The sequence below is a fragment of the Heliomarina sp. genome (genome assembly GCF_052826185.1).
This window is the reverse complement of record NZ_JBRBUI010000054.1, coordinates 491,752-513,050: the sequence shown is the minus strand read 5'-3', so window position 1 is coordinate 513,050 and position 21,299 is coordinate 491,752. Positions and strand designations below refer to the sequence as shown.

The following is a 21,299-nucleotide window of genomic DNA, read 5'->3' as shown; positions in this document are numbered from 1 at the left end:
GCTATTCCTCTCCCCTGCCCGCGCTTCTCCGTGCCGGACGCTGTGGCACCGTAAGCGCTTTGATGAGGTGATCGATATCCTTGCGCAGCTCGGCCATGCTCTCTTGTCGCCCGGCCGAAATTTCCTCGAGGATCCGTAGCATCTGAACATCGATCGAGCGCAGGCGCATCCGACTCTCGGCGTCGATACCCTCGGAAGGGCCGTGCTCGCGCATCAGATCGACAAGCGCCTCCTGACCCGTCGCGACCCGTTCGAGCGCGCCTGTAATGCTTTCTGTCTGATCGATGCGGTCAACCATCTGACCAAGTGCATCTGCGAGCGAGCCAAGCTTGCTATCAACGTTTGAGCGGCTCGCCTCGGATTCTGCGAACATCTGATGGAGACTTTCCATCTGCTCGCCCATCTGGTCGAGGATACCGGACAAGGCAGCCGTTTCATTACTGCCTTCCTCGCCAGAGGCGAAACCGACGCGGGTGATGGAGGACAGCCATTCTTCCAACTCGCGATAAAACCTGTTTTGTCCGTGACCGGCAAAGAGTTCCAGCAGACCGACGACAAGCGAACCGGCAAGCCCGAGCAGAGAAGACGAGAATGCAACGCCCATGCCGCCCAACTGCGCCTCCAGCCCGGTCATCAGACGGTTGAAGACCGCGATACCTTCCTCACCCTCTTGTGGTGCAAGGCTGCGAATGGTGTCGACGACGGCGGGCACGGTGGTTGCCAGACCGTAGAAAGTTCCCAGAAGCCCGAGGAAAATCAAAAGGCTCGCAATATAGCGGGTGATTTCGCGCGCTTCATCGATCCGTGTCGCAACGGATTCGAGGATCGATTGCGTGGAGGAGGACGAAAGCTGCATCCGGGCGCCGCGCGATCTAAGCAAAGACGCAAGCGGTGCCAGCAGCCGGGGGGGATGGTTACTGTCTGCGGACAGACCGGATGCGAATTGTTCAATCCAGCGAACCGAGACCATCAATTGAAAAACCTGCCAGAAACAAGCGAGGATACCAAACAGGAAGACGAGCGCGATAAACCCGTTCAGATAGAGATTGGCCAGAAAGACAGGCAGCACACTTGGCAATGCCAGCACCGCCCCGGAAACGGCCAAGCCCAAAGCAATGACCATGAACATGATCTGCTGAAAAGGCTGCGAGAATTGCGGCCGTTGTTTCGTGTCTGGCTGCGCCATGCGCTCAGCTCCTGACAGGTGTTCTGCTCACCGCCAACCTAAAGAAGAAAAGCCGGAAAAGCCAAGCGTTTATGAGAGGATAAACCGAACGCGGTCAGTCAGCCATTCCAGATCGCCGTCAGGTAGACCAAGCTCGGCAAGATGGTCCGTCGTATTGAACAGATATTCGGCATTCGGGCCCCGTCCGCCAACCGCATGGGCGATTATTTGAGCCTGTTCCTCAAGCGGCATACCCCCGCAGTATTGCACATGGGCCGGATCTATCACATAGACGAGCGCTTCGACCCGCCGCCCGTCATCCAGATCAAGCTCGAGCACCTTTTCGATATACGCCGAAGATATCAGTTCACGCTCGCGCAAGTACGCCAGGGTCTGCTCTTCTTCCCCTTCGGCGACCGCAAAGGCGACGCCCCGGCATTCCGCCCCTTCAACCTCGTCCAGAGCCAGAACCAGACCGGGCGCTTCCTCGGTGCCACGGTGGTGTATCGAGTGCATACAGAAAGAACGGGCATACCCATCGAGACGCGCCAGCACCCGGCTGGCCACGTTGAACCCGGGGTTCCATAACAGGGAACCGTACCCAAATACCCACATCGTCATTCGATCATACCTGTAATTTTCTCTGCGCCACGCTCGACGCCGACTATCCTAGCGGCAATAGGCGCCACCGCGATGATTTGCCATATCGAGGTGGAAATGGTCTTGATGAAACCGGTCGGATCGCGGTCCCAACACCGTTTTGAAAGTCCCGCATGCCGCACGGTGAGACGCGTTAAGAGGCCCCTTGCCCGTCCAGTCCTCTATCACGGTGACGACTTCCCCGCTTTGCATGACGAAGCCGGAAATGTCGATTGCATTTCCTCGCCCATGTTCAGAGATCTTGGCACCGCGTTGGTTGTTTCTTGGACGGCAGGCATAATGCGCCGCGACGCGCAGTTCAACAACCGGCCCCTTTTTCGCAAATGCGGGCTGAACGCCTTTGTCGACCCAGTTCTTGAGCGCACTGGCGGTTTTGCAATTGATCAAGGCGGCTTGGCTAAGCTTGACGCCGGACACGGAACGCAGACGGACCGCATTTTTGACGCCGCAGCCCTTGATCCGGCCGGGGACCCGGCCGACCTCATCGCCCTGAAGTTCGATATCTCCACAGACCGCTCCCTGACGTCGCAATCTTCGCTGGGCCATCGCCTTTTGCTCGACGCGGGGGGGCCGCGCCCAAGGACGCATCGATTGCTCTGGGCTAACGAACGCAACGCGTTCGGAGAGGTCGATCATTTCCTGTTCCTGTTCCGAAAGAGGCCGGACCGGCGGCCGCATACGCACGACCTCGGAGATACCGGCGTCGGTGTCGACCAGAACGGTCGCGCCGGCAAGCTTTGCGCGTTCGGTCCGTGCAACGGGGCGAAGAGAAGTTTCGGGCGTATCTGCCATCACCGGCAGAGAGATGCTGGCAATCAGTAGAATGCCAGCGAGCCTCCTCATTTCCTTGCCTTCTGGCTGCGACCGAAATCTGGTGCGTCCGTATCCTGCCCGGCATCGATGATGCCGCGCCGTATGGCTCGGGTCCGCGTGAAATAGGCATGGAGATGATCGCCATCGCCTTTCCGGATCGCTCTTTGCAGGGCAAAAAGCTCTTCGGTAAACCGACCGAGAATTTCGAGTGTCGCGTCGCGGTTCGTCAGGAACACATCACGCCACATCGTCGGATCACTGGCCGCGATGCGCGTGAAATCACGAAAACCGGCCGCCGAGTATTTCACGACTTCGCTATCTGTCACGCGTCGCAAGTCGTCGGCAACGCCAACCATTGTGTAGGCAATCAGGTGCGGCGTATGACTGGTAACAGCAAGGACAAGATCATGGTGATCTGCGTCCATCTCCTCGACATTAGCCCCCAGTCCTTCCCAGAACTGACGAAGCTTTGCCACGGTTTCCCGGGCGGTTCCTTCAACCGGAACAAGCAGACACCAGCGGTTGTCGAACAGTTCTGCAAACCCGGATTCTGGCCCCGAATGTTCAGTCCCAGCGAGCGGATGCGCTGGGACGAAGGCCACGTTCTGCGGCAGGTGAGGCAATACATTGCTTATTACGTCGCGTTTAACCGACCCCACATCCGATACCGTACAGCCGGGTTTGAGGTGTTCCGATATCTCCATCGTTACCTGCCCCATGACGCCGACCGGGACGCAGAGGATCACAAGATCCGCATCCTCCACCGCCTCGACCGCCGTCTCGCAAACCCTGTCGCATAGACCGATACGTTTGGCAGTGTCCCGGGTTTCCTGCGACCGGGCATATCCGGTCACCTCGCCAGCAAGTCCCGGGTTACGCTTGATCGCCCAGTAGATAGACGATGCAATCAGTCCCAGTCCTATCAGTGCGACGCGTTCGTAAATAGGTCCCGTCACGTCGCCCGCCCCTTGAATGTCCGCACAGCCGCAACCAGACGTCGACAGGCGATTTCATCTCCGACTGTCATACGAAGCGCGTGGGGAAGTTTGTAGCCCCCGGTCTTGCGAACGATCAGACCTTCGGACTGCAAAAACGCGTCGCACGCCTCGGCCTCTGCCGCATCCGAAAACCGGGCAAGTATGAAATTTGCACAGGAGGTGTCCGATGCGACACCGATCTCGGCCAGCGCTTCTGCCATCCACGCTCGCATCCGCGTGTTTTCGGCACGGCATTGGGTAACAAACGCCACATCGCGCACCGATGCAATGGCGGCGGCAATCGAGATATTCGACAAGTTGAACGGCCCCCGGATACGGTTCAGCACATCCACGATGGCTTTCGGCCCATAGCCCCAGCCGACACGCATCCCGCCAAGTCCGTAGAGCTTTGAGAAGGTGCGCGTCATGAAGACGTTGTCGCGCACATCGATCAGTGCTCTGCCTGCATCGAAACCTTCCACGTATTCCGCGTAAGCGCCGTCGAGCACCAGCATCGCCTTGGGCGGAAGGCCTTCGGCAAGACGGGCCACCTCGGCCTCGCCAATCATCGTGCCTGTCGGATTGTTCGGGTTCGCGATGAAGACCAGCCGGGTGCGTTCATTACATGCGGACAGGATTGCGTCCACGTCCGTCACGCGGTCACGCTCGGGCACCTCGACGGGCGTAGCACCCACGGCGTGGGCGCCGATCTTGTACAGCGCAAACCCGTGTTCCGTGTGGATGACCTCATCTCCCGGACCGGCATATGCCTGGCAAAGAAACGAAAGGATTTCATCGCTGCCCACACCGCAAATGATCTTTTCGGGATCAAGACCATGCATTTCACCGATGGCCTGCCGCAACTCCGCATGATCGGTGGACGGGTAGCGGTGCATCTGCAAGGCCGCGTTTTTCGCGGCCTCTATCGCATGGGGGCTTGGGCCAAAGGGGTTTTCATTCGATGAAAGCTTGATGACATTGGCTACTCCCGGGACGTGTGCTGCCCCGCCTTCGTACAACGCGATATCCAATATGCCCGGTTGTGGTTCTATCTGAGCCATCGACATTCCCCAATTTTCCGAGGCGTTCTAGAACCGGCAGGGGTGCAAAGCCAGTGCAAAATGAGTCCGAGATGCCCGTGCGTTACAAAAATCGCGCAAGATATTCATCCGAATAGTCTATTTCGATTTCGATCCATACCGGAAGGTGATCGGACATCTCATAGGTCATCCAGGTTCGATACATGCGTCTGAAGTCGGCATAGGGCGGCCTGCCAACTGCGGCACGCTGACGTAGGTTCTGGCCTTCGTAATGCGCGGTATTGACGGCATCGGAGACACGGGAAACGAGGTCATTTCCGATACCAAGGTCTGCAACACCATGGGCGGGATACGGTCCAAAGACTGCCCGGCGCCAATCAAAAGCGCCGGCACGCAATAGTCTTGTTTTACGTTCGGCCATGCCTTTATCTGTGAAAGCGATCTGATCGTAATGCTTGTCACCCGATAAGTTCGTCGGCGGAAAACTCGGGATGACCATTTCGCTATCGCGAAGCGCCTGCATGATCGGACCGTCAAGGCTTTCGATGTTCATGTCGCCAACGAGAATGTAGACTTGGTCCTCTTTCTTCGCCTTTTCCACCAGCATCCGCGTAATTGCTCTGATCTCCTGCGACCTTGTTTCTCGCGCGCCTGCACCTTTTCCATAGATGATATGCGCGGAGCAAAGACAGAAACGGAACCAATCCGCTTGGAATGCTGCAAAGAAGGGCGAACGCGCTATCTGGTTACCGGCGACAAGATCGACATTGTCCAAGACTATTTCACCGATCAAATGACGAAAAATAACCTTGTCCTGATTGTAGACGAACGCCATGCGTTCATTGTTTCCACCACGATGGGTTGAAACGTCTGACACGAAATAGGACCAGTTCGGTCCCAGCAGGCGAAGCAACCTTTTCAATGGACCCAGGTCCGACTTGACCTCTTGTATCGCACAGATGTCGAAAGCCGCGATGATCTCGGCAAGATAATGGTAGCTTTCATCCAGCCGCGGAATTCCGTCGTCAAAGGCGCGAATGTTCCAAGAACCAATGATCAAGGAATTGGGGCGCCTCCGATCAAGGATTGCCTCTTTCAGATCGTGGCGTAACGCAAGCAGCCGGCTCGCAATCCAGGACTGCTTATCCGGATATTGATCGTCGGCATCGTAGGTTTTCAGGTCATGGTAGAACGGCATTGGCCTGCAATCCGTGTGACATCCAAATACCATAACGCGGTATCAGAATGCGTCCAGCCATGCGGTTGGATCAGAAATTTCCACCAAGAAAATCTGAAAGAATTTTAAAAAGAAAAATGAATTCTCTTACTGCGCAAACAAAAAAAGCCGCGCGAAAGCGCGGCTTTTCAAATTTTCAGGCCGGAACTTAGTTCTTGGCGTAAAATTCGACGACGAGGTTCGGCTCCATCATTACCGGATAGGGCACATCACCTAGCGACGGGGTACGAACGAAAGTCGCCGTAAGTTTGGAGGTGTCCACGTCCAGATAGTCAGGCACATCGCGCTCGGGAAGCTGAACCGCTTCGAGAACCATGGCGAGCTGCTTGGAGCGATCGCGGACTTCGATCACGTCGCCCTCTTTGACACGGTAGGACGGAATGTTGACCTTTTGGCCGTTCACGCGGACGTGGCCGTGGTTCACGAACTGGCGTGCAGCGAAGACGGTCGGCACGAACTTGGCGCGGTAGACAATCGCATCGAGACGGCGCTCGAGCAGACCGATGAGGTTTTCACCGGTGTCGCCTTTTACACGTTCTGCTTCGGCGTAGATGCGGCGGAACTGCTTCTCAGTCAGGTCGCCGTAGTAGCCCTTGAGTTTCTGCTTGGCACGCAGCTGGATACCGAAATCCGACAGTTTGCCCTTGCGGCGCTGACCGTGCTGACCCGGGCCATATTCGCGGCGGTTAACCGGCGACTTCGGGCGGCCCCAGATGTTTTCGCCCATGCGGCGGTCAATTTTGTACTTGGCAGACGTTCGTTTAGTCACGGCTGATCTCCTTCGGTTTGACGCTCAAATGAGCCATGAAGGGCGTTGTCCTTTGGTCGAAACCTGACAGGCATTCTCTTGCGAGAGCCACCAACACCAATGAGAGGGCGCTTATAGACATGAAGATCAGCGTGTCAACGCGGAAATCTCCTAGAACTGGAAATTACTGCGGTAAGCCATTCGCATTCATTCCTGCTTTCCGCCGTCAGGCAGCGGCGTGTCGCAAAATCGCGGTCTCCGAACCTGTCAGACGTCGCCGCGCACTCATTCCATAGGATCCGGCCATGCTTTCCAGCGTCGGCATACACTCGAAAAGTGCCTGCTTCTGCGAATAGTGCAAAGCGTCCAAATCCGCTGCTTCCGGCAAAAAACTCTCGGTCTCCATGCCGTTGGCCCAGATAACCTCGTGCCGGGGCAAAAGCAGGTGAAAGTACATAACCTGACCACGGAGTGGTTCACGGCGGACGAAATGACCGTCCACCAAGGTCCCTGCGGGGACCAGAAGTTCAGGTTCGTGGAAAAGGGCCTGCGCGGCGTTTCCACTCTGCAGCATGTGGTGCTCGGGCGAAACGACCAAGTCCTGAAATGGTCCCCTTGGCCCGAAAGCGCCCCGCGCTATTCGGACGGGTCGCATAGCAGGATTCAAGGCGAGCCGAGTTGGTGATAGCCGACGCGACCCCAACCATAAAATTTCTTGCAGGCCGCTATCCTTGGTCTGAACCTTGTCGCCCGGACGCAAAAATTCGACTCGCTGCAGGCCCCGTTCGGTGAGAATATGTGTACCCAGCGTAAAACAGACCAAACCCATAATTTGCCTGTTTTTTCCTATCGGCTGAGGTTTCCAAGCGATCCGAGCGATCCAAAGTTGTTTGCCCTGGGGCGGCAACTCATCCTCGAACATCAAGAACAGCCGGTTTTGATCATCGCTCTCAATGATCCGAACTTCGTAGCTTTGCCGCCCGTCCGTCACGGTAAAATCTGAATCCGATCGATCTGCCCTGCCCTCTTTGATACAGTCCTCGACCGTCTTGATGCCAAATTGACGGGAAATCTTTTGCGCAGCTCTTTTCCGCAACGCCTTTTCACCGATAGGCTCGTCAAGCAGCAGGACACTCGTCGGACCATCAACCCGCAATGCATCTCCACGCCATTGCCAGCCTGCACCAACGTGCAAAGCCAACGCCGGAGCGTTGGAGACGCCATCGATCTCGGTCTGCGCCCATGAAATGACGTACAAGCCGCAAAAGCCCGCGTTCATAGCCTAATCCAGCACTGCTCTTCTTTTTTAGTGATTCTAACAGCAGCGGGAGCGCCGGGAAAGGCTGTTGTATCGGAAAGCAGATATCGATCTAGAATTCGAACTTCAGACGGACTGATCCGACAAGTTGTCCTTCAGGCTGGTTTTCAAACTCCTCGGAGAGATACGTCAGGCCATAGAACACTGAACTCGTAGCGCCCTGCCAGTTGACCCCCGCGCGAAGCCGATACCTGTTGTTCTTCAGATCGACGCCGATATTGTCCGGCAGGTATACGCTGTTTTCCACATAGGCCACGTCGCCGCCAAGAATGAAATTCCAACGCGGTTCTTCATTAAAGAGAACCCGGTATCGTTGCCCGGTTACGGATTCTCGAACAAGCAATTCGCCTCCCCCACCGCCAAAGGTCAGATCAGCGCCGATACGAACAAGGGTTTCATCCCCTGCCCGCACCTCAGCAAAGGGTCGCAGATTGGAATTTTCGAGCAGTATGTCCTGCCCGAATTCAGCAACGAAAGTCGGGCGGATTGTGTTGCCGATCTGGTTGGCGAGGATGCCCGCTGCCGGCAAATCCGCTCCGACCAGTTCATGAAGTTCCCGTTGGAACGATGACAACCCAGTCTGGTCACCGATCACCACGATGTCAGCGCCCATCGAAACCTCCAGACCGCGCCATTGCGCGTGGCTGTGCAGGCCAAGGCTGATGGCCGTCGCATATCGGCGATCTGAGGGAACGTATCTAGTCAGGCGCGAAGGCGTTATGATCTGCCCCTGCAGACGCAGTTCCAGTAACTCCCCAAGCCTGTCGGGCAGCGTGCCGTCCCAATGATAACCCCAGACGCGAGAACTGGTGAGTGACCCGGTGCGCCACCGGTCCTTCCTGTCGCCGAAGAGGTCGTTCGTGAACAACCGCCCATAGCCAAGGTATCGCCGCCCGGCTGGAAGTTCGTGCTGGGCATAGCTACCCTCGGAAAGCTGGGAAGTTCCAGTTTCAGCCACTGCAGCCTTTGGAAAGATCAGTTCGCAAGCCAAGGTGGCGGCCAGGAAAAACGTTGAAACAGCCTTCATATCGGGACCTTCGGAAGCAAAGAGCGTATACTTATCGAACCGCTTTTATGTGTGCCTCGGCCCCGGAACCACCCTTTGCGAAATCAATGGTAGAATTTGTTGCCGAATGAGCCATCAAAGAAACAATCCGCGGGAAATTTGGGCTTTCCCTGGACCAAGCAGGCAGTATGGCTGCCAATCTGGAACCAAATCATTGATCAGCGTTCAGCTCGCCTCGAAAGCAAGAGACCGGACACCCTGTTTCTATCGACGTTAGTGGTGCGGGCGGTGGGACTCGAACCCACACGGGCACAAGGCCCAACAGATTTTAAGTCTGGTATGTCTACCATTCCATCACGCCCGCAGCCGTGGTCTGGCCTTGTTATCAACCCCCCAGATTTACGGCAAGTAAATGTCCAGGCGCGCGATACGATTTCCCTAAGTTTCCAGTTCGCGGCACGAGAGATTGTTGCTGCAAGCTTCGCTTAGATGGCGCTTGACCCGGTTTGAATTTCGTCTCAGCGTGGCAGGCATGTTTCCCATCCGTGACCATAATCCGTCGGGGCGAACGCCCTATGTTACCTATGCGCTCCTTGCGGCCAATCTATTCGTATTTCTTGCCTTTCTCGGCGTTCAGACAGACGAGGGCGCGCTTTGGGAATTCTACGGCAACTGGGCAATCGTTCCCGCCCGTGTTTCGGCCGGCGAAGGCTATCTGACATTGGTCAGCTCGCTCTTTCTCCACGCTGGCTTCATGCACCTTGCCGGAAACATGCTGTTCCTTTGGATCTTTGGCGACAATTTCGAGGACGAGATGGGACATCTGACCTTCCTCGGCTTCTACCTCGTGTGCGGTCTGGGTGCGGGGCTCATCCACATTCTAATGGAGCCGCAATCCACCGTGCCAACGGTTGGCGCATCTGGCGCGATTGCGGGTGTGATGGGCGGCTATCTTCTGCTGTTCCCAAAGGCCAAGGTCGATATCCTCATCATATTCATCATCTTCTTCAAGATCCTGCCCGTACCCGCGTGGCTGATGCTTGGCCTGTGGTTTGGCATGCAATTATTCGGCAGTATCGGTTCCGATCCCGATGCAGGCGGTGTCGCTTATTGGGCGCATACAGGTGGCTTCATCATCGGCGCCATTCTTGCATTGCCCCTTTTGATCCGTCTCGGCGGCATTGGGTTCTGGAACAGGACGCACGGGCATCCTCCTCACCCACACCCGCAATACCGGCTTGTCCGGTCAAGCATACCAAGAGTACCGCGCAAATGAGCAATGAAGCACAGACGATACGGGCCGGCTGCCACTGCGGTGCCGTTCTGATCGAGGCCACCCTGCCAGATGGGATCGCAGCACATAATCGATGCGACTGCAGTTTTTGCCGCAGGCGCGGTGCGGCGGCGGTAACGGCTCTCACCGACACCGTGCATATCCTGAAAGGCCAGGACAACCTGACGCTGTACAGCTTTGGGACCAAGACCGCGCAGCACTGGTTCTGCAAGACCTGCGGAATTTACACGCATCACCAGCGTCGCTCAGACCCTGCGGAAACGGGTATCAATCTCGGATGCATCGACGGGGTCAACCCGCGCGACTTCGAACCCATCGCATGGGTCGATGGAGTCAATCATCCTTCGGATCGCAGCTCTTAGCTACGGATAACCTTGGCAAATGAATCGAAAATAGCTTCGTTGGCCGCGATAACATTGCCGTCTTCGACCACGTCGCCATTCTCATCTATGGCATGGGCAAAGCCACCAGCCTCGCGGACGATGATCAAGCCGGCAGCGAGATCCCAGGGCTTCAGGCGCCGCTCCCAATATCCATCGTAGCGGCCCGCCGCGACATAAGCGAGATCGAGCGATGCCGCCCCCCAGCGCCGAACGCCCGCACATGCCGGCATCAGGCGCGCGAGATCCTGCAGTGTTTCAGGCAGATCTGCCCGACCTGCGAAGGGAATACCCGTTGCAAAGATGCTTTCTATCATACGTGAACGTCCGGACACGCGCAGTCGCGTATCATTCATCCACGCCCCCGCGCCTTTTTCGGCGAAGAACATTTCGTCTTTAGCTGCATCGAAAACCACCCCGGCGACGATCTGTCCCTTGTGTTCAAGACCGATCGAAATCGCCCAATGTGGAAGACCGTGGAGGAAATTCGTTGTTCCATCCAGCGGGTCAACGATCCAGCGGCGCGTCGGATCCTGCCCGTCTTCACCGCCACCTTCTTCTCCGAGCCACCCGTAGGTCGGACGTGCGCCCATCAACTCCTGCTTGAGAATTTCCTCAGCCGCGATGTCGGCACGGCTTACGAAATCGCCTGCACCCTTCATCGAAACCTGGAGGTTTTCAACTTCGCGGAAGTCCTTGACCAGTGACCGTCCCGCTTTGCGCGCGGCCTTGATCATGATGTTCAGATTGGCACTGCCTACCATTTTCGGATTCCTTTTGAGATCAGGGCGCGCGTATACGCGCCTGTTGTCCGCTTGCCAAGTCCCAGCAGTACCCGGGTTTGGCCCAGATCTCACCTTGCAAACTCACCGGACAACCTTCACCGTCACGCGCAAAGGTAATGAGGAGGAAAACACCATGTCCGATCAAATGCATCATATCGCTCTGGCCAGTCGACCAGACGGCGCACCGCAGCCGGAAAACTTTCGCTACGAAGCGAAGCAGATGCCAGAACCCGAAGACGGTGAGGTGCTGGTCAAGGTTCATTATATGTCGCTTGATCCCTATATGAGGGGCCGGATGGACGATGCCAAATCCTATGCCGCACCCGTGCCGATCGGAGGCACCATGGAAGCAGGCGGCGTCGGCGAGGTCATCGCTTCAAAGAGCGACAGGTTCAAACCCGGAGATTTCGCCTTTGGCATGTTCGGCTGGGCGACGCACGGCTGCCTGCCCGCCAACCAGCTTCGCACGATCGATCCCTCGCACGGGCCGATCACGACATCGCTTGGCGTTCTGGGCATGCCCGGTCTGACCGGCTGGTATGGCATGACCGAACTCGGTCGCCCCCAGAAAGGTCAGACGCTCGTAGTGGCGGCGGCCACGGGTCCTGTCGGATCGATGGTCGGTCAGGTTGCCAAGATGCATGGCATGCGAACCGTCGGAATCGCTGGAGGTGCGGAAAAATGCAAGCTGGCGGTCAAAAAATTCGGGTTCGATGCCTGCCTTGACCACCGTGAGTACGAGACTGCCTCGGATCTTCGCAAAGCATTGGGCGACGCCTGCCCGCAAGGCATTGATGTCTATTTTGAAAACGTCGGGGGCAAGGTACTCGCCGCTGTCATCCCCCTGATGAACCCACACGGACGCATCCCGATCTGTGGCATGATCAGCTGGTACAACGCCGGCGGGCTTGGGTCGGGCGCAAGTGACGCGGAAATTTCCGCACCGGGTCTGTGGCGAAACATTCTGGTCAAGTTCCTGTCGGTCAACGGCTTTATCATTTCTAACCATTTCAACCGCATGCCTGATTTCCTTGCGGAAATTGGCCCGAAAGTATCAAGTGGCGAGTTCGCCTATGTGGAAGACATCGCGGAAGGTCTGGAAAATGCGCCTGCCGCCTTCATGTCGATGCTGAAGGGCGGGAACATGGGCAAGCAAATCGTAAAGGTTGCCTAACCGGCCCTGATGGCGGCGCCCCTCGCCGGGCGCCGCCTCAAAGATCCAATTCTGTGAGAACAGCGCTGGCATCCAGCGAACCCGGCGCGATGCCGTCCCGCACCATGCGGCTCGCCAGCTGACAGAACCAGTCGTTCAACGGTGTTGGAACGCCGTACATTCTTCCGAGCATGGCAATCTCACCGTTCAGGAAATCAGTTTCGACTGACCCGGCACCGCGTGCAAGGCTTTGCGTTGTGGAACTTCCGACCCGGTCGATTCCAGGAACATGCTCGATCTGCAAAGTGCCTTTACGCCGCGGATCATTGCCCCCGACATCCATCCAGCTGATGCCTGCAGCAGTCAGAACGCGCTCGCCTTCGGCCTGCAAAGCCTGACGCACAATCTTGGCCTCTTCGACCTCACCCAGAGCGGCGCCGGATATATTGGCGAGGTTCATCAACAGCTTTCCGTACTTGCTTGCCATTACTTCTGCACTTGGAAACGCAACAAAGTTGGCCTTGTTCAGCGTCTCACACAAATTTTCGTCCGCGTTGTCCACTCCACCCGGAAAGCGGCCGACGTCAAAGATCGCGTATTTCGGTGCGCCAAAGACGGCCACTTCGCCGGGTTTCATGTAATCAGCCGGTAGCATAACGGTAATGCCGTGGACGTTGGGGAAGAGTCTCAAGGCGCGGCGCTCGTTCTCCACCCCGTTCTGCGCACAGAATATAGGCTGAGTTGTCACGCCCGCCTCGACCAGCTGGGCAAGAGCGGCCTCGGTATGCTGACCCTTGACCGTAAGAACAATCGCATCGTCGGGTCGGAAATCGATTTCAGACGGACTGCCTACGCATTCAAATTCTGTATGATGCACCCCGTCGACCCCATGCAAGGTCAGACCATTTGCACGAATTGCGTCAAGCTGCGCGCCCCGGGCAATTCCGATGACCTCTTGTCCGGCCATGGCCAAAGCTGCCGCCATCGTTCCGCCGACGGCGCCCACACCCAGAATTATTACACGCATTCTTTACGCCTCTTGTAGTTTCCGCGCCTCTACGCGAGCCAGATCAATCAACATGCGCATGAAAGGCTTTTCACGATCCTCGCTGCGCACCGCGGCATACAAACGCCGTTTAATTCCTTTATCTGTCAATGGGCGCGTAACATAGTCAGAAGAATACTTTACCTCGCGTACCACCCAGTCAGGAAGAACGGACACGCCGCGATTGGAGGCCACAAGGAGGAGTATTACTGCCGTCAATTCGACCTGACGTATGGCGGCGGGTTCAACTTTTGCCGGGATCAGCAATTGGCTGAACACGTCCAGCCGCGAACGCTCGACCGGATAGGTGATCAGCGTTTGGCCCCGGAAATCCGCCGCTTCGACATAGGGTTTGGAGGCCAGCGGATGTTGTGACGACGCCACAAAGACCGGCGCATAATCAAACAATTCGATGAACTCGATACCGGGCAGGTCTTCCGGGTCGGAAGAGACCACCAGATCGACATCTTCCTTCATCAACGCCGGCAGCGCATCGAATGCCAGACCCGGACGGATATCGACGTCCACATCCATCCACTCTTTGCGGAACCCTTCAAGCACAGGAAAGAGCCATTCGAAACAGGCATGGCACTCGATTGCGATATGCAAACGGCCGGTTTTGCCGCTTCTCAGGTTACCGAACTCTGCCAATGTTGCTTCGACCTGAGGCAGGACCTGCTCTGCAAGTCGCAACAACCTGAACCCGGCGGCGGACAGGGTCATCGGCTTTGAACGCCGCACGAAGAGCTCCACGCCCGCCTGTTCCTCCAAACCTTTAATCTGATGGCTCAACGCGCTTTGCGTGATGTTCAGCTTGTCAGCGGCACGGGCGAGCCCCCCCGCTTCGTGGATGGCTTGGATCGTGCGCAGATGGCGAAACTCTAAATGCATACTGCTATGGAACTCATGTTGTAGTTGAGAATTATGAAATTGTCTCACATTGCACTATATGCGACAAGAGTCGAAACCAAGAGGATTGATGATGACCGCTCCGACTGTTTCTTTCGAATTTTTTCCGCCGCAGACATTGGCGGCTTCGTTCCGGCTGTGGGACACGGTTCAGACCCTTGCTCCGCTGGATCCTCGTTTCGTGTCAGTCACGTATGGCGCAGGCGGCACCACTCGTGATCTCACACGCGAAGCCGTTGGCACGCTGCATAAATCCTCGGGTCTCAATGTCGCCGCGCACCTCACATGCGTCAACGCCACCAAGGAAGAAACGCTTGCCATTGCGGATGGGTTCGCGGAGGCAGGTGTCAGCGAAATCGTCGCTCTTCGCGGTGATCCGCCGAAAGGCACCGGCGCATTCAAAATTCATCCGGGTGGTTTTGCCAATTCGGTCGAACTGATCGAGGCGCTTTCGGCACGGAACAAGTTCACCATCCGCGTCGGCGCTTATCCTGACAAGCACCCCGAAGCGGCTGATCAGCAGGCGGACATCGACTGGCTGAAAGCCAAGCTCGACGCAGGCGCTGATGAAGCTCTGACCCAGTTCTTCTTCGAGGCGGAGACTTTCCTTCGCTTCCGTGACGCATGTGTCAAAGCAGGAATCGACAAGCCTATCGTTCCGGGCATCCTGCCGATCGAAAACTGGAAAGGCGCGTCGAAATTCGCTCGGGCTTGCGGCACCGTAATTCCAGAATGGGTAGAGGCCGCGTTCGAAACCGCCCTCCGCGACGGTCGCGAAGATCTTCTTGCCACGGCGCTTTGCACAGAACTGTGCAGCGAACTTCTCGCAGAAGGCGTCGATTCGCTGCACTTCTATACGCTGAACCGTCCGGAACTGACCCGTGACGTTTGCCATGCGATTGGCGTGACACCGAAAGTCGTACTTGAAAACGTCGCGTAAGTGTTGCGCACAAAGGTTCTCCTGCTAGCGTTCAGTCAAGCGGGAGAACGAACATGAAGATAGCCGAGAAGCTTGAAGAACTGCCAAGCGCCGAGGAAGCCCTCGGCGTTTCTGGTCTTGAATTCATGAAACGCATTCAAGAGGGCGAATTCGCCGGTGCACCTATCGCAAGATTGCTGAACTTTACACTGACTTCCGTCGTAGATGGCCGTGTCGTGTTTCAGGGGTCGCCCGAATTTAGCATGACCAATCCTCTCGGAACCGTGCATGGTGGTTGGTACGGAACGATTCTCGACAGCGCGATGGCATGTGCCGTCATGACCCGGATCCCGCAAGGGTCGACCTACACGACACTGGAATACAAGGTGAATATCATTCGCCCGATTCCCCTGGGCACGCTGGTGGATTGCGTCGGCATCACCGATCATGTCGGCCGCTCGACCGGTATCGCCCATGGTGAAATCCGAGGAGTTTCGGACGGAAAACTTTACGCGACAGGCTCTACCACCTGCATTGTCATGAGGCTGAGCGGCAAGTAGAGCGAAAGCCGTTCCTATTCAGCCGGATTTGCGTTCATGAGATGCGCGGATCCGGTATCCAGCCCTGCAATGTCCGCAGGTTTGACCGTTTCATGTATCCGCTCTGACAGATCCATCCCGACAATACGGTTCTTGCGGAGCAAGAAGATCTTACCCCAGCCGCGCCACGTGCCGACCGATGGTGCAGCTGGATCGGTGTAAAACCGTAACCTCCAGCCATCAGGCATTGGCAGGCCACATTCCTCGGCCCGTTCCAGCATCCAGATCAGAGAAATATTTGCGAGGGGACGCGCCGCCTCAAAGCCGCCAAGCTGCCCGCCCACATCGCCATGTGAGCCCCTGAACCACACTTGCTCAAGACGCCCTTCCCAGTGATCGGGTGTTTCCCACATGACCGGCGTGAAGACCTCTCGCGTTTCATTCAATGCGATCGCGTGGAAGCCGTTCTGCACCGCTCGGCTCAGTTCATGGTTGTGAAACGCATGACGCAATTCGGACCCTTTCCAGACGAAAGGCAGCCGCATGCCCAGCGCTTTCACAGTGTCCCAGACGCCGACCATTTCGATGGGCAGGTGTTCATGACAGAACTTCGCCGAAAATATCGACGCGCTGTCGCTGTCAGGGGTTACCTGATAGTGCCGATAGGCCGTTCGGATATTGCGAACTGTCGCGTGCTCCGCTTTGAGCAAGCCAATCCGATCAATGACACCGGCGAGCGAGCGGACAGCATAAGCGCCCCGTGAATACCCGAAGAGAAAGATTTTGTCGCCGGGCCGATACCTCGAAGCGAGATACCCATAGGCCCGCCTGATCTGCCGGTTGATCCCCCGCCCCATCGAGACGTCCAGCGTACCTCGCCAACTGTGCCACTGTACGCCGGCCTCGTAGTAAACCGAGACGTTTCCCCCGATTTCACGGCAAAGACGGTAGGTCACGCCAGCATGAGTTTCATGCCCCCGTTCCAGCGTGGAAAGCGTACCGTCAAGTATAATCACATGTATCCGCGGACCACGGGTAAATATCTCCGGTGACTGCGCGTGCCTTTCGGCGCGCCACAACCATCCGAATAGCCGTTTACTCAGCCGCGATAGGGCCATCCCTCAACATTCCCCATACTCGTAGCGGCGTGAAGGGCATATCCACCTGCTTCACGCCCCGGTCCCAGACGGCATCCTGCACGGCGTTGGACACTGCCGCCATAGCGCCGACCGTCCCCGCTTCGCCACAGCCTTTCATACCCATCGGGTTGGCGGTGGACGGAACCGGCTCCGGGGTGAAAGAGATCATCGGCGAATTGTCCGCCCGCGGCATGCCGTAGTCCATGAAGGTCGCCGTCAAAAGCTGTCCGTCCTCATCATATACGACACGTTCGATCAGCGCCTGCCCGATCCCCTGCACAACACCCCCGTGTACCTGACCTTCAGCCAACATCGGGTTAATCAGGTTTCCGAAATCATCGACGACAGTGTACCGATCAACTTTTGTTTCGCCGGTCTCAGGATCAATGACGACCTCGGCGATATGCACGCCATTGGGATAGGAACGTCCCGGCAAGGTCGCGCGCGCTTCGTGCGTCAGCAGTTCTGTGCGCCCATCACTCCGGGCCATCTCTGCCGCTTCCATCATCGTGGGGCGCAGGTTCGAGCCCGGGGCGGAAAAGCCATCTTCGTGAAAGGTGATGTCCGTCTCATCGACACCCATCTTCTCGGCGAGATAGGGCGTAAAGGCTTCGACCATCGTGGCAACCGTCGCGAGGGTTGCATTGGTTTGCGTCGTGACCGAGCGTGACCCGCCCGTACCCCCGCCCTGTGCGATCAGATCGGAATCGCCCTGCACCACCTGGATCATGTCGACAGGAATGCCGGTCTGGTTGGAAAGGAAAGTGGCATAGACAGTTTCGTGTCCCTGCCCGTTGCTCTGCGTCCCGACATAGATCGAAACGGTGCCGTCCTCTTGGAATTCGACCTTTGCGCCTTCCGAAGGATCGCCGAGAATGCTTTCGATGTAATAGCTCAGGCCGCGACCACGCAGCAGGCCCTTGGCCTCATCCGTCTCGCGCCGTTTCGCGAAACCGTCCCAGTCCGCTTCCTCAGCGCCGCGCGCCATGACGCGTGCGAATTCACCCACGTCATAATTTTCGCCGGTCGCGGATTTGTACGGAAACTTGTCGGGCGCGATAAAGTTGATGCGGCGCAGTTCCAGTGGATCAATTTCAAGCTCGCGGGCAGCGCGATCCATGACGCGTTCAAGCACGTAAATCGCTTCTGGGCGTCCAGCGCCGCGATACGCGTCGACCTGCGTTGTGTTCGTATAGAATGCCTGCGTTTGCATCCACGTGGTCTGAACGTCGTAGGTTCCCATCAGGACCCGCGCGAAAAGGTTCGACTGGATAATCTGGCCGAAATTGGAGTTGTAGGCCCCCATATTGGCCCGTGTGGTCACCCTGTATGCCGTGATCCGATTGTTTTCGTCGAACGCCAATTCCGCAAGCGATACAAGATCGCGGCCAGCATGATCGCTCAGCATCGCTTCGGTACGGTCGCTCATCCAGCGGACCGGCCGCTTCAAGGTGCGAGCAGCATGCGCCACAGCATAATACTCAGGATAAGGGGGCGCCTTCATCCCGAAACCGCCACCAACATCGGGGTTGGTAATACGCACCGATGCTTCATCCATTCCAAACGCCTTGGCGAGCTGCGATTTCATACCCCAGACGCCCTGCCCTCCGAATGCGAGGTGCAGCTGTGTGCCATCCCATTCCGCGTAGCAACCACGCGGCTCCATTGAATTTACGATTACGCGATTATCGTCTATCTCAAGGCTGACCGTCCTCGCCGCGGCCTTAAAGGCCGCGTCGGTCGCCTCTTCATTGCCCAGCCCAAAGTCATAGGCCATGTTGTCAGGCGCTTCCTCGTGAACAGTTGGCCCGCCCGCCTTGATGTCCAGCTTTACAGGAAGCTCTTCGTATTCGAACATGATCATCTCGGCAGCATCGCGCGCCTGATCGTAGGTTTCGGCGATCACCACGGCGACCGGCTCACCTACATGCCGGACCCGTCCCTTGGCCAACATCGGCCGCATAGGGGCCGCGGCCTTGGTTCCGTCACGGTTTTCAATCACGATCCCCCAGATCGAAATATCGACACCTGCCGCTTCAAGGTCGTCGACAGTCAGCACCATGTGTACACCATCCGCCTCACGGGCATCGGACACGTCCAGCGAAGTGATTTCTGCATGCGCCACCGGGCTGCGGAACACATAGGTAAAGAGCGCCCCCTCGGGAACGATATCATCAACATAGCGGCCGTGCCCAGTCAGCAGACGGGTATCCTCGAACCGTTTTATCGATTGGCTCTTTCCGAATTTTTCCATGAAATCCATCCTTCGCGTTTGCCCGGAGACTAACCTCAGACTTGGCAATGTCCAGCCTTGCATCCCGTGTTTCCAGAGGCTTTCTTGCTCTGCAATTGACACTGCCCTTTCAGTACTCTCTGCTCGGCATAATGCTGCGGCTTCCTCTGGAAAAAGGCCGTAGCATGCCCGAAATCACGCAAACGAGGTGCAGAGAATGGACAAGGTCAGTTTCACCGCGATGAAGGACGGCACGCCTGACGACTATGCCTTTCTCACGAAACACGAGACCGAATATGCGAGTGGAACAGCTGACCGGCTTCTCGAGGCGATGACGGAGCTCGACAAAGGCCTGTCTGGCTATCAGGTCACCCGTCTCGAACACTCGCTGCAATCTGCTACCCGTGCATGGCGCGATGGCGCAGATACCGACTGGGTGGTGGCCGCGCTGTTGCACGACATCGGGGATATCTATGCCCCCTACAATCACGACGAATACGCTGCCGCGATCTTGCGCCCGTTCCTGCGCGCTCAATGCGTCTGGTGCGTTCAGACCCACGCCGACTTCCAGATGATCTATTACGGTCATCACGTTGGCGGGAACCAGAACAAGAGAGATCTGCACGCCGGGGCGCAATATTTTGATGATTGCGTAGAATTCTGCGAACGTTGGGATCAATCCAGCTTTGACCCGAACTACGAGAGCCTGCCCCTTTCATTTTTTGCACCGATGGTACGCGAAGTGTTCTCACGAACGGCATACGACCCGGACGTGATCTGCGACGGTCTCAGGAAACCTCTGACTGATTCCGACGTGGCCAAAGCGCGCATTGCACAAGCTGAAACCTCATGAGCGTAGCAGGCCCATCCAACGGAAAAGCCAAATTTCACCTGCCGTAATCACAACCAGCATGATGCAGACAGCCCAGAACGCGTTCGGGTCATTGGAGCCCGGCATGCCGCCGACGTTGATTCCCAGCAATCCGGTGATCAGCCCGAGAGGCAGAAAGATGGCAGCGACGACCGACAGCACGAGCATCTGCCTGTTGCTGGCTTCTGCCCGCATGTCCATGATCTGATCCTGCACGACTTCGGCGCGGTCACGTATGGCGTCCAGCTCCTCCGAAAGTCGCGTCACACGTTCCGTCGCTTCGCGCATGCGTTCCCGGGCCAATGCCGTCAGCCAGTCCATATCCTCTATTGCAAAGGTACTGAGCGCATCTCGCTGCGGAAACATATACCTGCGCAGCATGATCGAGACGCGGCGGACTTCGGCCAGATCGGCCCGCGATGGCAGGCGATCCAGATCTTCGAGTTCAGTTTCGAGATCATCTATACTTTCATTCAATTCGGCCACGATGGGCTCGGCCCTGTCCGCCAGCCGCAAAGCCAGACGGGCGACCAATTCACCACTGTCCCGAGGCCCGACCTGACGTGAGACCGAATCCAGAACGTCATCGACCGCACGCAGCGGCCGCCTTTGAACCGTGACGACCAGCTGTTTGGTCACCCATATCCGGAGAGAAACCATATCTTCGGGATCAGCCCCTTCAGCAAGATTCACCCCGCGCAGATTGATGAGGATACCGTTTCCATAGACCACCGAACGCGGCCGTGTTTCCTGTGCATCGAGCGCCTCACACACGGTGGAGGAGAGATCGGAATGGCTCAGCCAGTCAGTTCCGTCTGCGGCCGGACGTTCGAGATGGATCCAGACGAACCCGTCTCCCTGCATCAAATCTTCTGCTGTTTTTCCTTCTACCTCCAGCACAACGGCAGTCCCGTCGCTCTTGCATTTCCACGCTGACCTTATCGCCATGTCGCTGCTCCTTCCGACTTAACCTTACTGGCTTTTCGACAATCTGGCTCAGTGTTGGCGTCTGTGCCATGAGAAACTCACTGCCCATAGGCGGCTGTGGCCTTTCCCTTTGCGCCATGC

21 protein-coding genes and 1 tRNA gene are annotated in these 21,299 nt (G+C 57.1%); 6 read left to right on the top strand and 16 right to left on the bottom strand.

The annotated features are described in order from the left end of the window. Position 1: 1 nt before the first annotated feature. From ACU0FH_RS20690 to ACU0FH_RS20645, 10 genes are all read right to left on the bottom strand, one after another. A complete protein-coding gene (locus tag ACU0FH_RS20690) occupies positions 2 to 1,186 on the bottom strand; it encodes a biopolymer transporter ExbB (protein ID WP_446196601.1) in 1,185 nt (394 codons plus the stop codon). 69 nt (positions 1,187 to 1,255) lie between these two features. Beyond that, positions 1,256 to 1,786, bottom strand: a complete 531-nt coding sequence (locus tag ACU0FH_RS20685; protein WP_446196600.1) for a gamma-glutamylcyclotransferase — start codon at positions 1,784 to 1,786, stop codon at positions 1,256 to 1,258. Between the two features lie 48 nt (positions 1,787 to 1,834). Continuing rightward, positions 1,835 to 2,668 carry an extensin-like domain-containing protein gene (locus ACU0FH_RS20680; protein ID WP_446196599.1) on the bottom strand — a complete coding sequence of 278 codons (834 nt, stop codon included), beginning with the start codon at positions 2,666 to 2,668 and terminating at the stop codon, positions 1,835 to 1,837. Next, positions 2,665 to 3,594 (bottom strand): prephenate/arogenate dehydrogenase family protein, encoded by a 930-nt coding sequence (locus ACU0FH_RS20675; protein WP_446196598.1) that lies wholly within the window; start codon positions 3,592 to 3,594, stop codon positions 2,665 to 2,667. The genes ACU0FH_RS20680 and ACU0FH_RS20675 overlap by 4 nt, the downstream gene beginning before the upstream one ends. Further along, complete coding sequence (hisC, locus tag ACU0FH_RS20670; RefSeq protein ID WP_446196597.1) at positions 3,591 to 4,676, bottom strand: histidinol-phosphate transaminase; 1,086 nt, start codon at positions 4,674 to 4,676, stop codon at positions 3,591 to 3,593. The genes ACU0FH_RS20675 and hisC overlap by 4 nt, the downstream gene beginning before the upstream one ends. 82 nt (positions 4,677 to 4,758) lie before the next feature. Continuing rightward, positions 4,759 to 5,853 (bottom strand): endonuclease/exonuclease/phosphatase family protein, encoded by a 1,095-nt coding sequence (locus ACU0FH_RS20665; RefSeq protein WP_446196596.1) that lies wholly within the window; start codon positions 5,851 to 5,853, stop codon positions 4,759 to 4,761. A 187-nt stretch (positions 5,854 to 6,040) separates the two neighbouring features. Beyond that, positions 6,041 to 6,661, bottom strand: coding sequence for a 30S ribosomal protein S4 (gene rpsD / locus ACU0FH_RS20660; protein ID WP_088634850.1), 621 nt, complete (start codon positions 6,659 to 6,661; stop codon positions 6,041 to 6,043). Between the two features lie 205 nt (positions 6,662 to 6,866). After that, complete coding sequence (locus tag ACU0FH_RS20655; protein WP_446196595.1) at positions 6,867 to 7,919, bottom strand: Hint domain-containing protein; 1,053 nt, start codon at positions 7,917 to 7,919, stop codon at positions 6,867 to 6,869. A 91-nt stretch (positions 7,920 to 8,010) separates the two neighbouring features. Continuing rightward, the gene (locus ACU0FH_RS20650; RefSeq protein ID WP_446196594.1) at positions 8,011 to 8,985 is read right to left on the bottom strand and encodes a lipid A-modifier LpxR family protein; all 975 of its coding nucleotides are present in this window, start codon (positions 8,983 to 8,985) and stop codon (positions 8,011 to 8,013) included. A 256-nt stretch (positions 8,986 to 9,241) separates the two neighbouring features. Further along, positions 9,242 to 9,328: transfer RNA gene (locus ACU0FH_RS20645), tRNA-Leu, on the bottom strand. Between the two features lie 168 nt (positions 9,329 to 9,496). Between ACU0FH_RS20645 and ACU0FH_RS20640 the strand changes: the two genes are divergently transcribed. Next, on the top strand, positions 9,497 to 10,240 hold the full coding sequence (locus tag ACU0FH_RS20640; RefSeq protein WP_446196593.1) for a rhomboid family intramembrane serine protease: 744 nt from the start codon (positions 9,497 to 9,499) through the stop codon (positions 10,238 to 10,240). Next, positions 10,237 to 10,620, top strand: coding sequence for a GFA family protein (locus ACU0FH_RS20635; protein WP_446196592.1), 384 nt, complete (start codon positions 10,237 to 10,239; stop codon positions 10,618 to 10,620). The genes ACU0FH_RS20640 and ACU0FH_RS20635 overlap by 4 nt, the downstream gene beginning before the upstream one ends. On the opposite strand, the gene ACU0FH_RS20630 is transcribed toward ACU0FH_RS20635, so the two are convergent. Then, positions 10,617 to 11,402 carry an inositol monophosphatase family protein gene (locus ACU0FH_RS20630; RefSeq protein WP_446196591.1) on the bottom strand — a complete coding sequence of 262 codons (786 nt, stop codon included), beginning with the start codon at positions 11,400 to 11,402 and terminating at the stop codon, positions 10,617 to 10,619. The two genes, ACU0FH_RS20635 and ACU0FH_RS20630, sit on opposite strands and share 4 nt — an antisense overlap. Positions 11,403 to 11,556: 154 nt before the next feature. Between ACU0FH_RS20630 and ACU0FH_RS20625 the strand changes: the two genes are divergently transcribed. Beyond that, on the top strand, positions 11,557 to 12,597 hold the full coding sequence (locus tag ACU0FH_RS20625; RefSeq protein ID WP_446196590.1) for an NADP-dependent oxidoreductase: 1,041 nt from the start codon (positions 11,557 to 11,559) through the stop codon (positions 12,595 to 12,597). Between the two features lie 37 nt (positions 12,598 to 12,634). Here the strand turns inward: ACU0FH_RS20625 and ACU0FH_RS20620 are convergent, their stop codons facing one another. Continuing rightward, positions 12,635 to 13,603 carry a ketopantoate reductase family protein gene (locus ACU0FH_RS20620; RefSeq protein ID WP_446196589.1) on the bottom strand — a complete coding sequence of 323 codons (969 nt, stop codon included), beginning with the start codon at positions 13,601 to 13,603 and terminating at the stop codon, positions 12,635 to 12,637. A 3-nt stretch (positions 13,604 to 13,606) separates the two neighbouring features. Next, positions 13,607 to 14,512, bottom strand: coding sequence for a LysR family transcriptional regulator (locus ACU0FH_RS20615; protein WP_238369988.1), 906 nt, complete (start codon positions 14,510 to 14,512; stop codon positions 13,607 to 13,609). 91 nt (positions 14,513 to 14,603) lie between these two features. Between ACU0FH_RS20615 and metF the strand changes: the two genes are divergently transcribed. After that, positions 14,604 to 15,470: a methylenetetrahydrofolate reductase [NAD(P)H] gene (gene metF, locus ACU0FH_RS20610; RefSeq protein WP_238369987.1), complete on the top strand. Its 867-nt coding sequence runs from the start codon at positions 14,604 to 14,606 to the stop codon at positions 15,468 to 15,470. 53 nt (positions 15,471 to 15,523) lie between these two features. Then, on the top strand, positions 15,524 to 16,009 hold the full coding sequence (locus ACU0FH_RS20605) for a PaaI family thioesterase (protein ID WP_446196588.1): 486 nt from the start codon (positions 15,524 to 15,526) through the stop codon (positions 16,007 to 16,009). A gap of 14 nt (positions 16,010 to 16,023) precedes the next feature. On the opposite strand, the gene ACU0FH_RS20600 is transcribed toward ACU0FH_RS20605, so the two are convergent. Continuing rightward, the gene (locus ACU0FH_RS20600) at positions 16,024 to 17,106 is read right to left on the bottom strand and encodes a DUF2235 domain-containing protein (RefSeq protein WP_446196587.1); all 1,083 of its coding nucleotides are present in this window, start codon (positions 17,104 to 17,106) and stop codon (positions 16,024 to 16,026) included. Next, positions 17,084 to 19,381 (bottom strand): xanthine dehydrogenase family protein molybdopterin-binding subunit, encoded by a 2,298-nt coding sequence (locus ACU0FH_RS20595; RefSeq protein WP_446196586.1) that lies wholly within the window; start codon positions 19,379 to 19,381, stop codon positions 17,084 to 17,086. Before ACU0FH_RS20595 ends, ACU0FH_RS20600 begins: the two co-directional genes overlap by 23 nt. Positions 19,382 to 19,577: 196 nt before the next feature. Here ACU0FH_RS20595 and ACU0FH_RS20590 point away from each other — a divergent pair, with 196 nt between their 5' ends. Then, complete coding sequence (locus ACU0FH_RS20590; protein WP_446196585.1) at positions 19,578 to 20,213, top strand: HD domain-containing protein; 636 nt, start codon at positions 19,578 to 19,580, stop codon at positions 20,211 to 20,213. Here the strand turns inward: ACU0FH_RS20590 and ACU0FH_RS20585 are convergent. After that, positions 20,208 to 21,179, bottom strand: a complete 972-nt coding sequence (locus ACU0FH_RS20585; protein WP_446196584.1) for a zinc transporter ZntB — start codon at positions 21,177 to 21,179, stop codon at positions 20,208 to 20,210. The genes ACU0FH_RS20590 and ACU0FH_RS20585 overlap by 6 nt on opposite strands. Between the last annotated feature and the right edge of the window lie 120 nt (positions 21,180 to 21,299).

Excerpts from the sequence above, each read along its gene's own strand:
- ACU0FH_RS20650 (WP_446196594.1), bottom strand. The coding sequence starts at position 8,985 with ATGAAGGCTGTTTCAACGTTTTTCCTGGCCGCCACCTTGGCTTGCGAA.
- ACU0FH_RS20635 (WP_446196592.1), top strand. The coding sequence starts at position 10,237 with ATGAGCAATGAAGCACAGACGATACGGGCCGGCTGCCACTGCGGTGCC.
- ACU0FH_RS20665 (WP_446196596.1), bottom strand. The coding sequence starts at position 5,853 with ATGCCGTTCTACCATGACCTGAAAACCTACGATGCCGACGATCAATAT.
- ACU0FH_RS20595 (WP_446196586.1), bottom strand. The coding sequence starts at position 19,381 with ATGGAAAAATTCGGAAAGAGCCAATCGATAAAACGGTTCGAGGATACC.
- metF (WP_238369987.1), top strand. The coding sequence starts at position 14,604 with ATGACCGCTCCGACTGTTTCTTTCGAATTTTTTCCGCCGCAGACATTG.
- ACU0FH_RS20630 (WP_446196591.1), bottom strand. The coding sequence starts at position 11,402 with ATGGTAGGCAGTGCCAATCTGAACATCATGATCAAGGCCGCGCGCAAA.
- ACU0FH_RS20615 (WP_238369988.1), bottom strand. The coding sequence starts at position 14,512 with ATGCATTTAGAGTTTCGCCATCTGCGCACGATCCAAGCCATCCACGAA.
- ACU0FH_RS20640 (WP_446196593.1), top strand. The coding sequence starts at position 9,497 with ATGTTTCCCATCCGTGACCATAATCCGTCGGGGCGAACGCCCTATGTT.
- hisC (WP_446196597.1), bottom strand. The coding sequence starts at position 4,676 with ATGGCTCAGATAGAACCACAACCGGGCATATTGGATATCGCGTTGTAC.
- ACU0FH_RS20605 (WP_446196588.1), top strand. The coding sequence starts at position 15,524 with ATGAAGATAGCCGAGAAGCTTGAAGAACTGCCAAGCGCCGAGGAAGCC.
- ACU0FH_RS20690 (WP_446196601.1), bottom strand. The coding sequence starts at position 1,186 with ATGGCGCAGCCAGACACGAAACAACGGCCGCAATTCTCGCAGCCTTTT.
- ACU0FH_RS20585 (WP_446196584.1), bottom strand. The coding sequence starts at position 21,179 with ATGGCGATAAGGTCAGCGTGGAAATGCAAGAGCGACGGGACTGCCGTT.
- ACU0FH_RS20600 (WP_446196587.1), bottom strand. The coding sequence starts at position 17,106 with ATGGCCCTATCGCGGCTGAGTAAACGGCTATTCGGATGGTTGTGGCGC.
- ACU0FH_RS20625 (WP_446196590.1), top strand. The coding sequence starts at position 11,557 with ATGTCCGATCAAATGCATCATATCGCTCTGGCCAGTCGACCAGACGGC.
- ACU0FH_RS20620 (WP_446196589.1), bottom strand. The coding sequence starts at position 13,603 with ATGCGTGTAATAATTCTGGGTGTGGGCGCCGTCGGCGGAACGATGGCG.
- ACU0FH_RS20590 (WP_446196585.1), top strand. The coding sequence starts at position 19,578 with ATGGACAAGGTCAGTTTCACCGCGATGAAGGACGGCACGCCTGACGAC.
- ACU0FH_RS20680 (WP_446196599.1), bottom strand. The coding sequence starts at position 2,668 with ATGAGGAGGCTCGCTGGCATTCTACTGATTGCCAGCATCTCTCTGCCG.
- ACU0FH_RS20685 (WP_446196600.1), bottom strand. The coding sequence starts at position 1,786 with ATGACGATGTGGGTATTTGGGTACGGTTCCCTGTTATGGAACCCCGGG.
- ACU0FH_RS20655 (WP_446196595.1), bottom strand. The coding sequence starts at position 7,919 with ATGAACGCGGGCTTTTGCGGCTTGTACGTCATTTCATGGGCGCAGACC.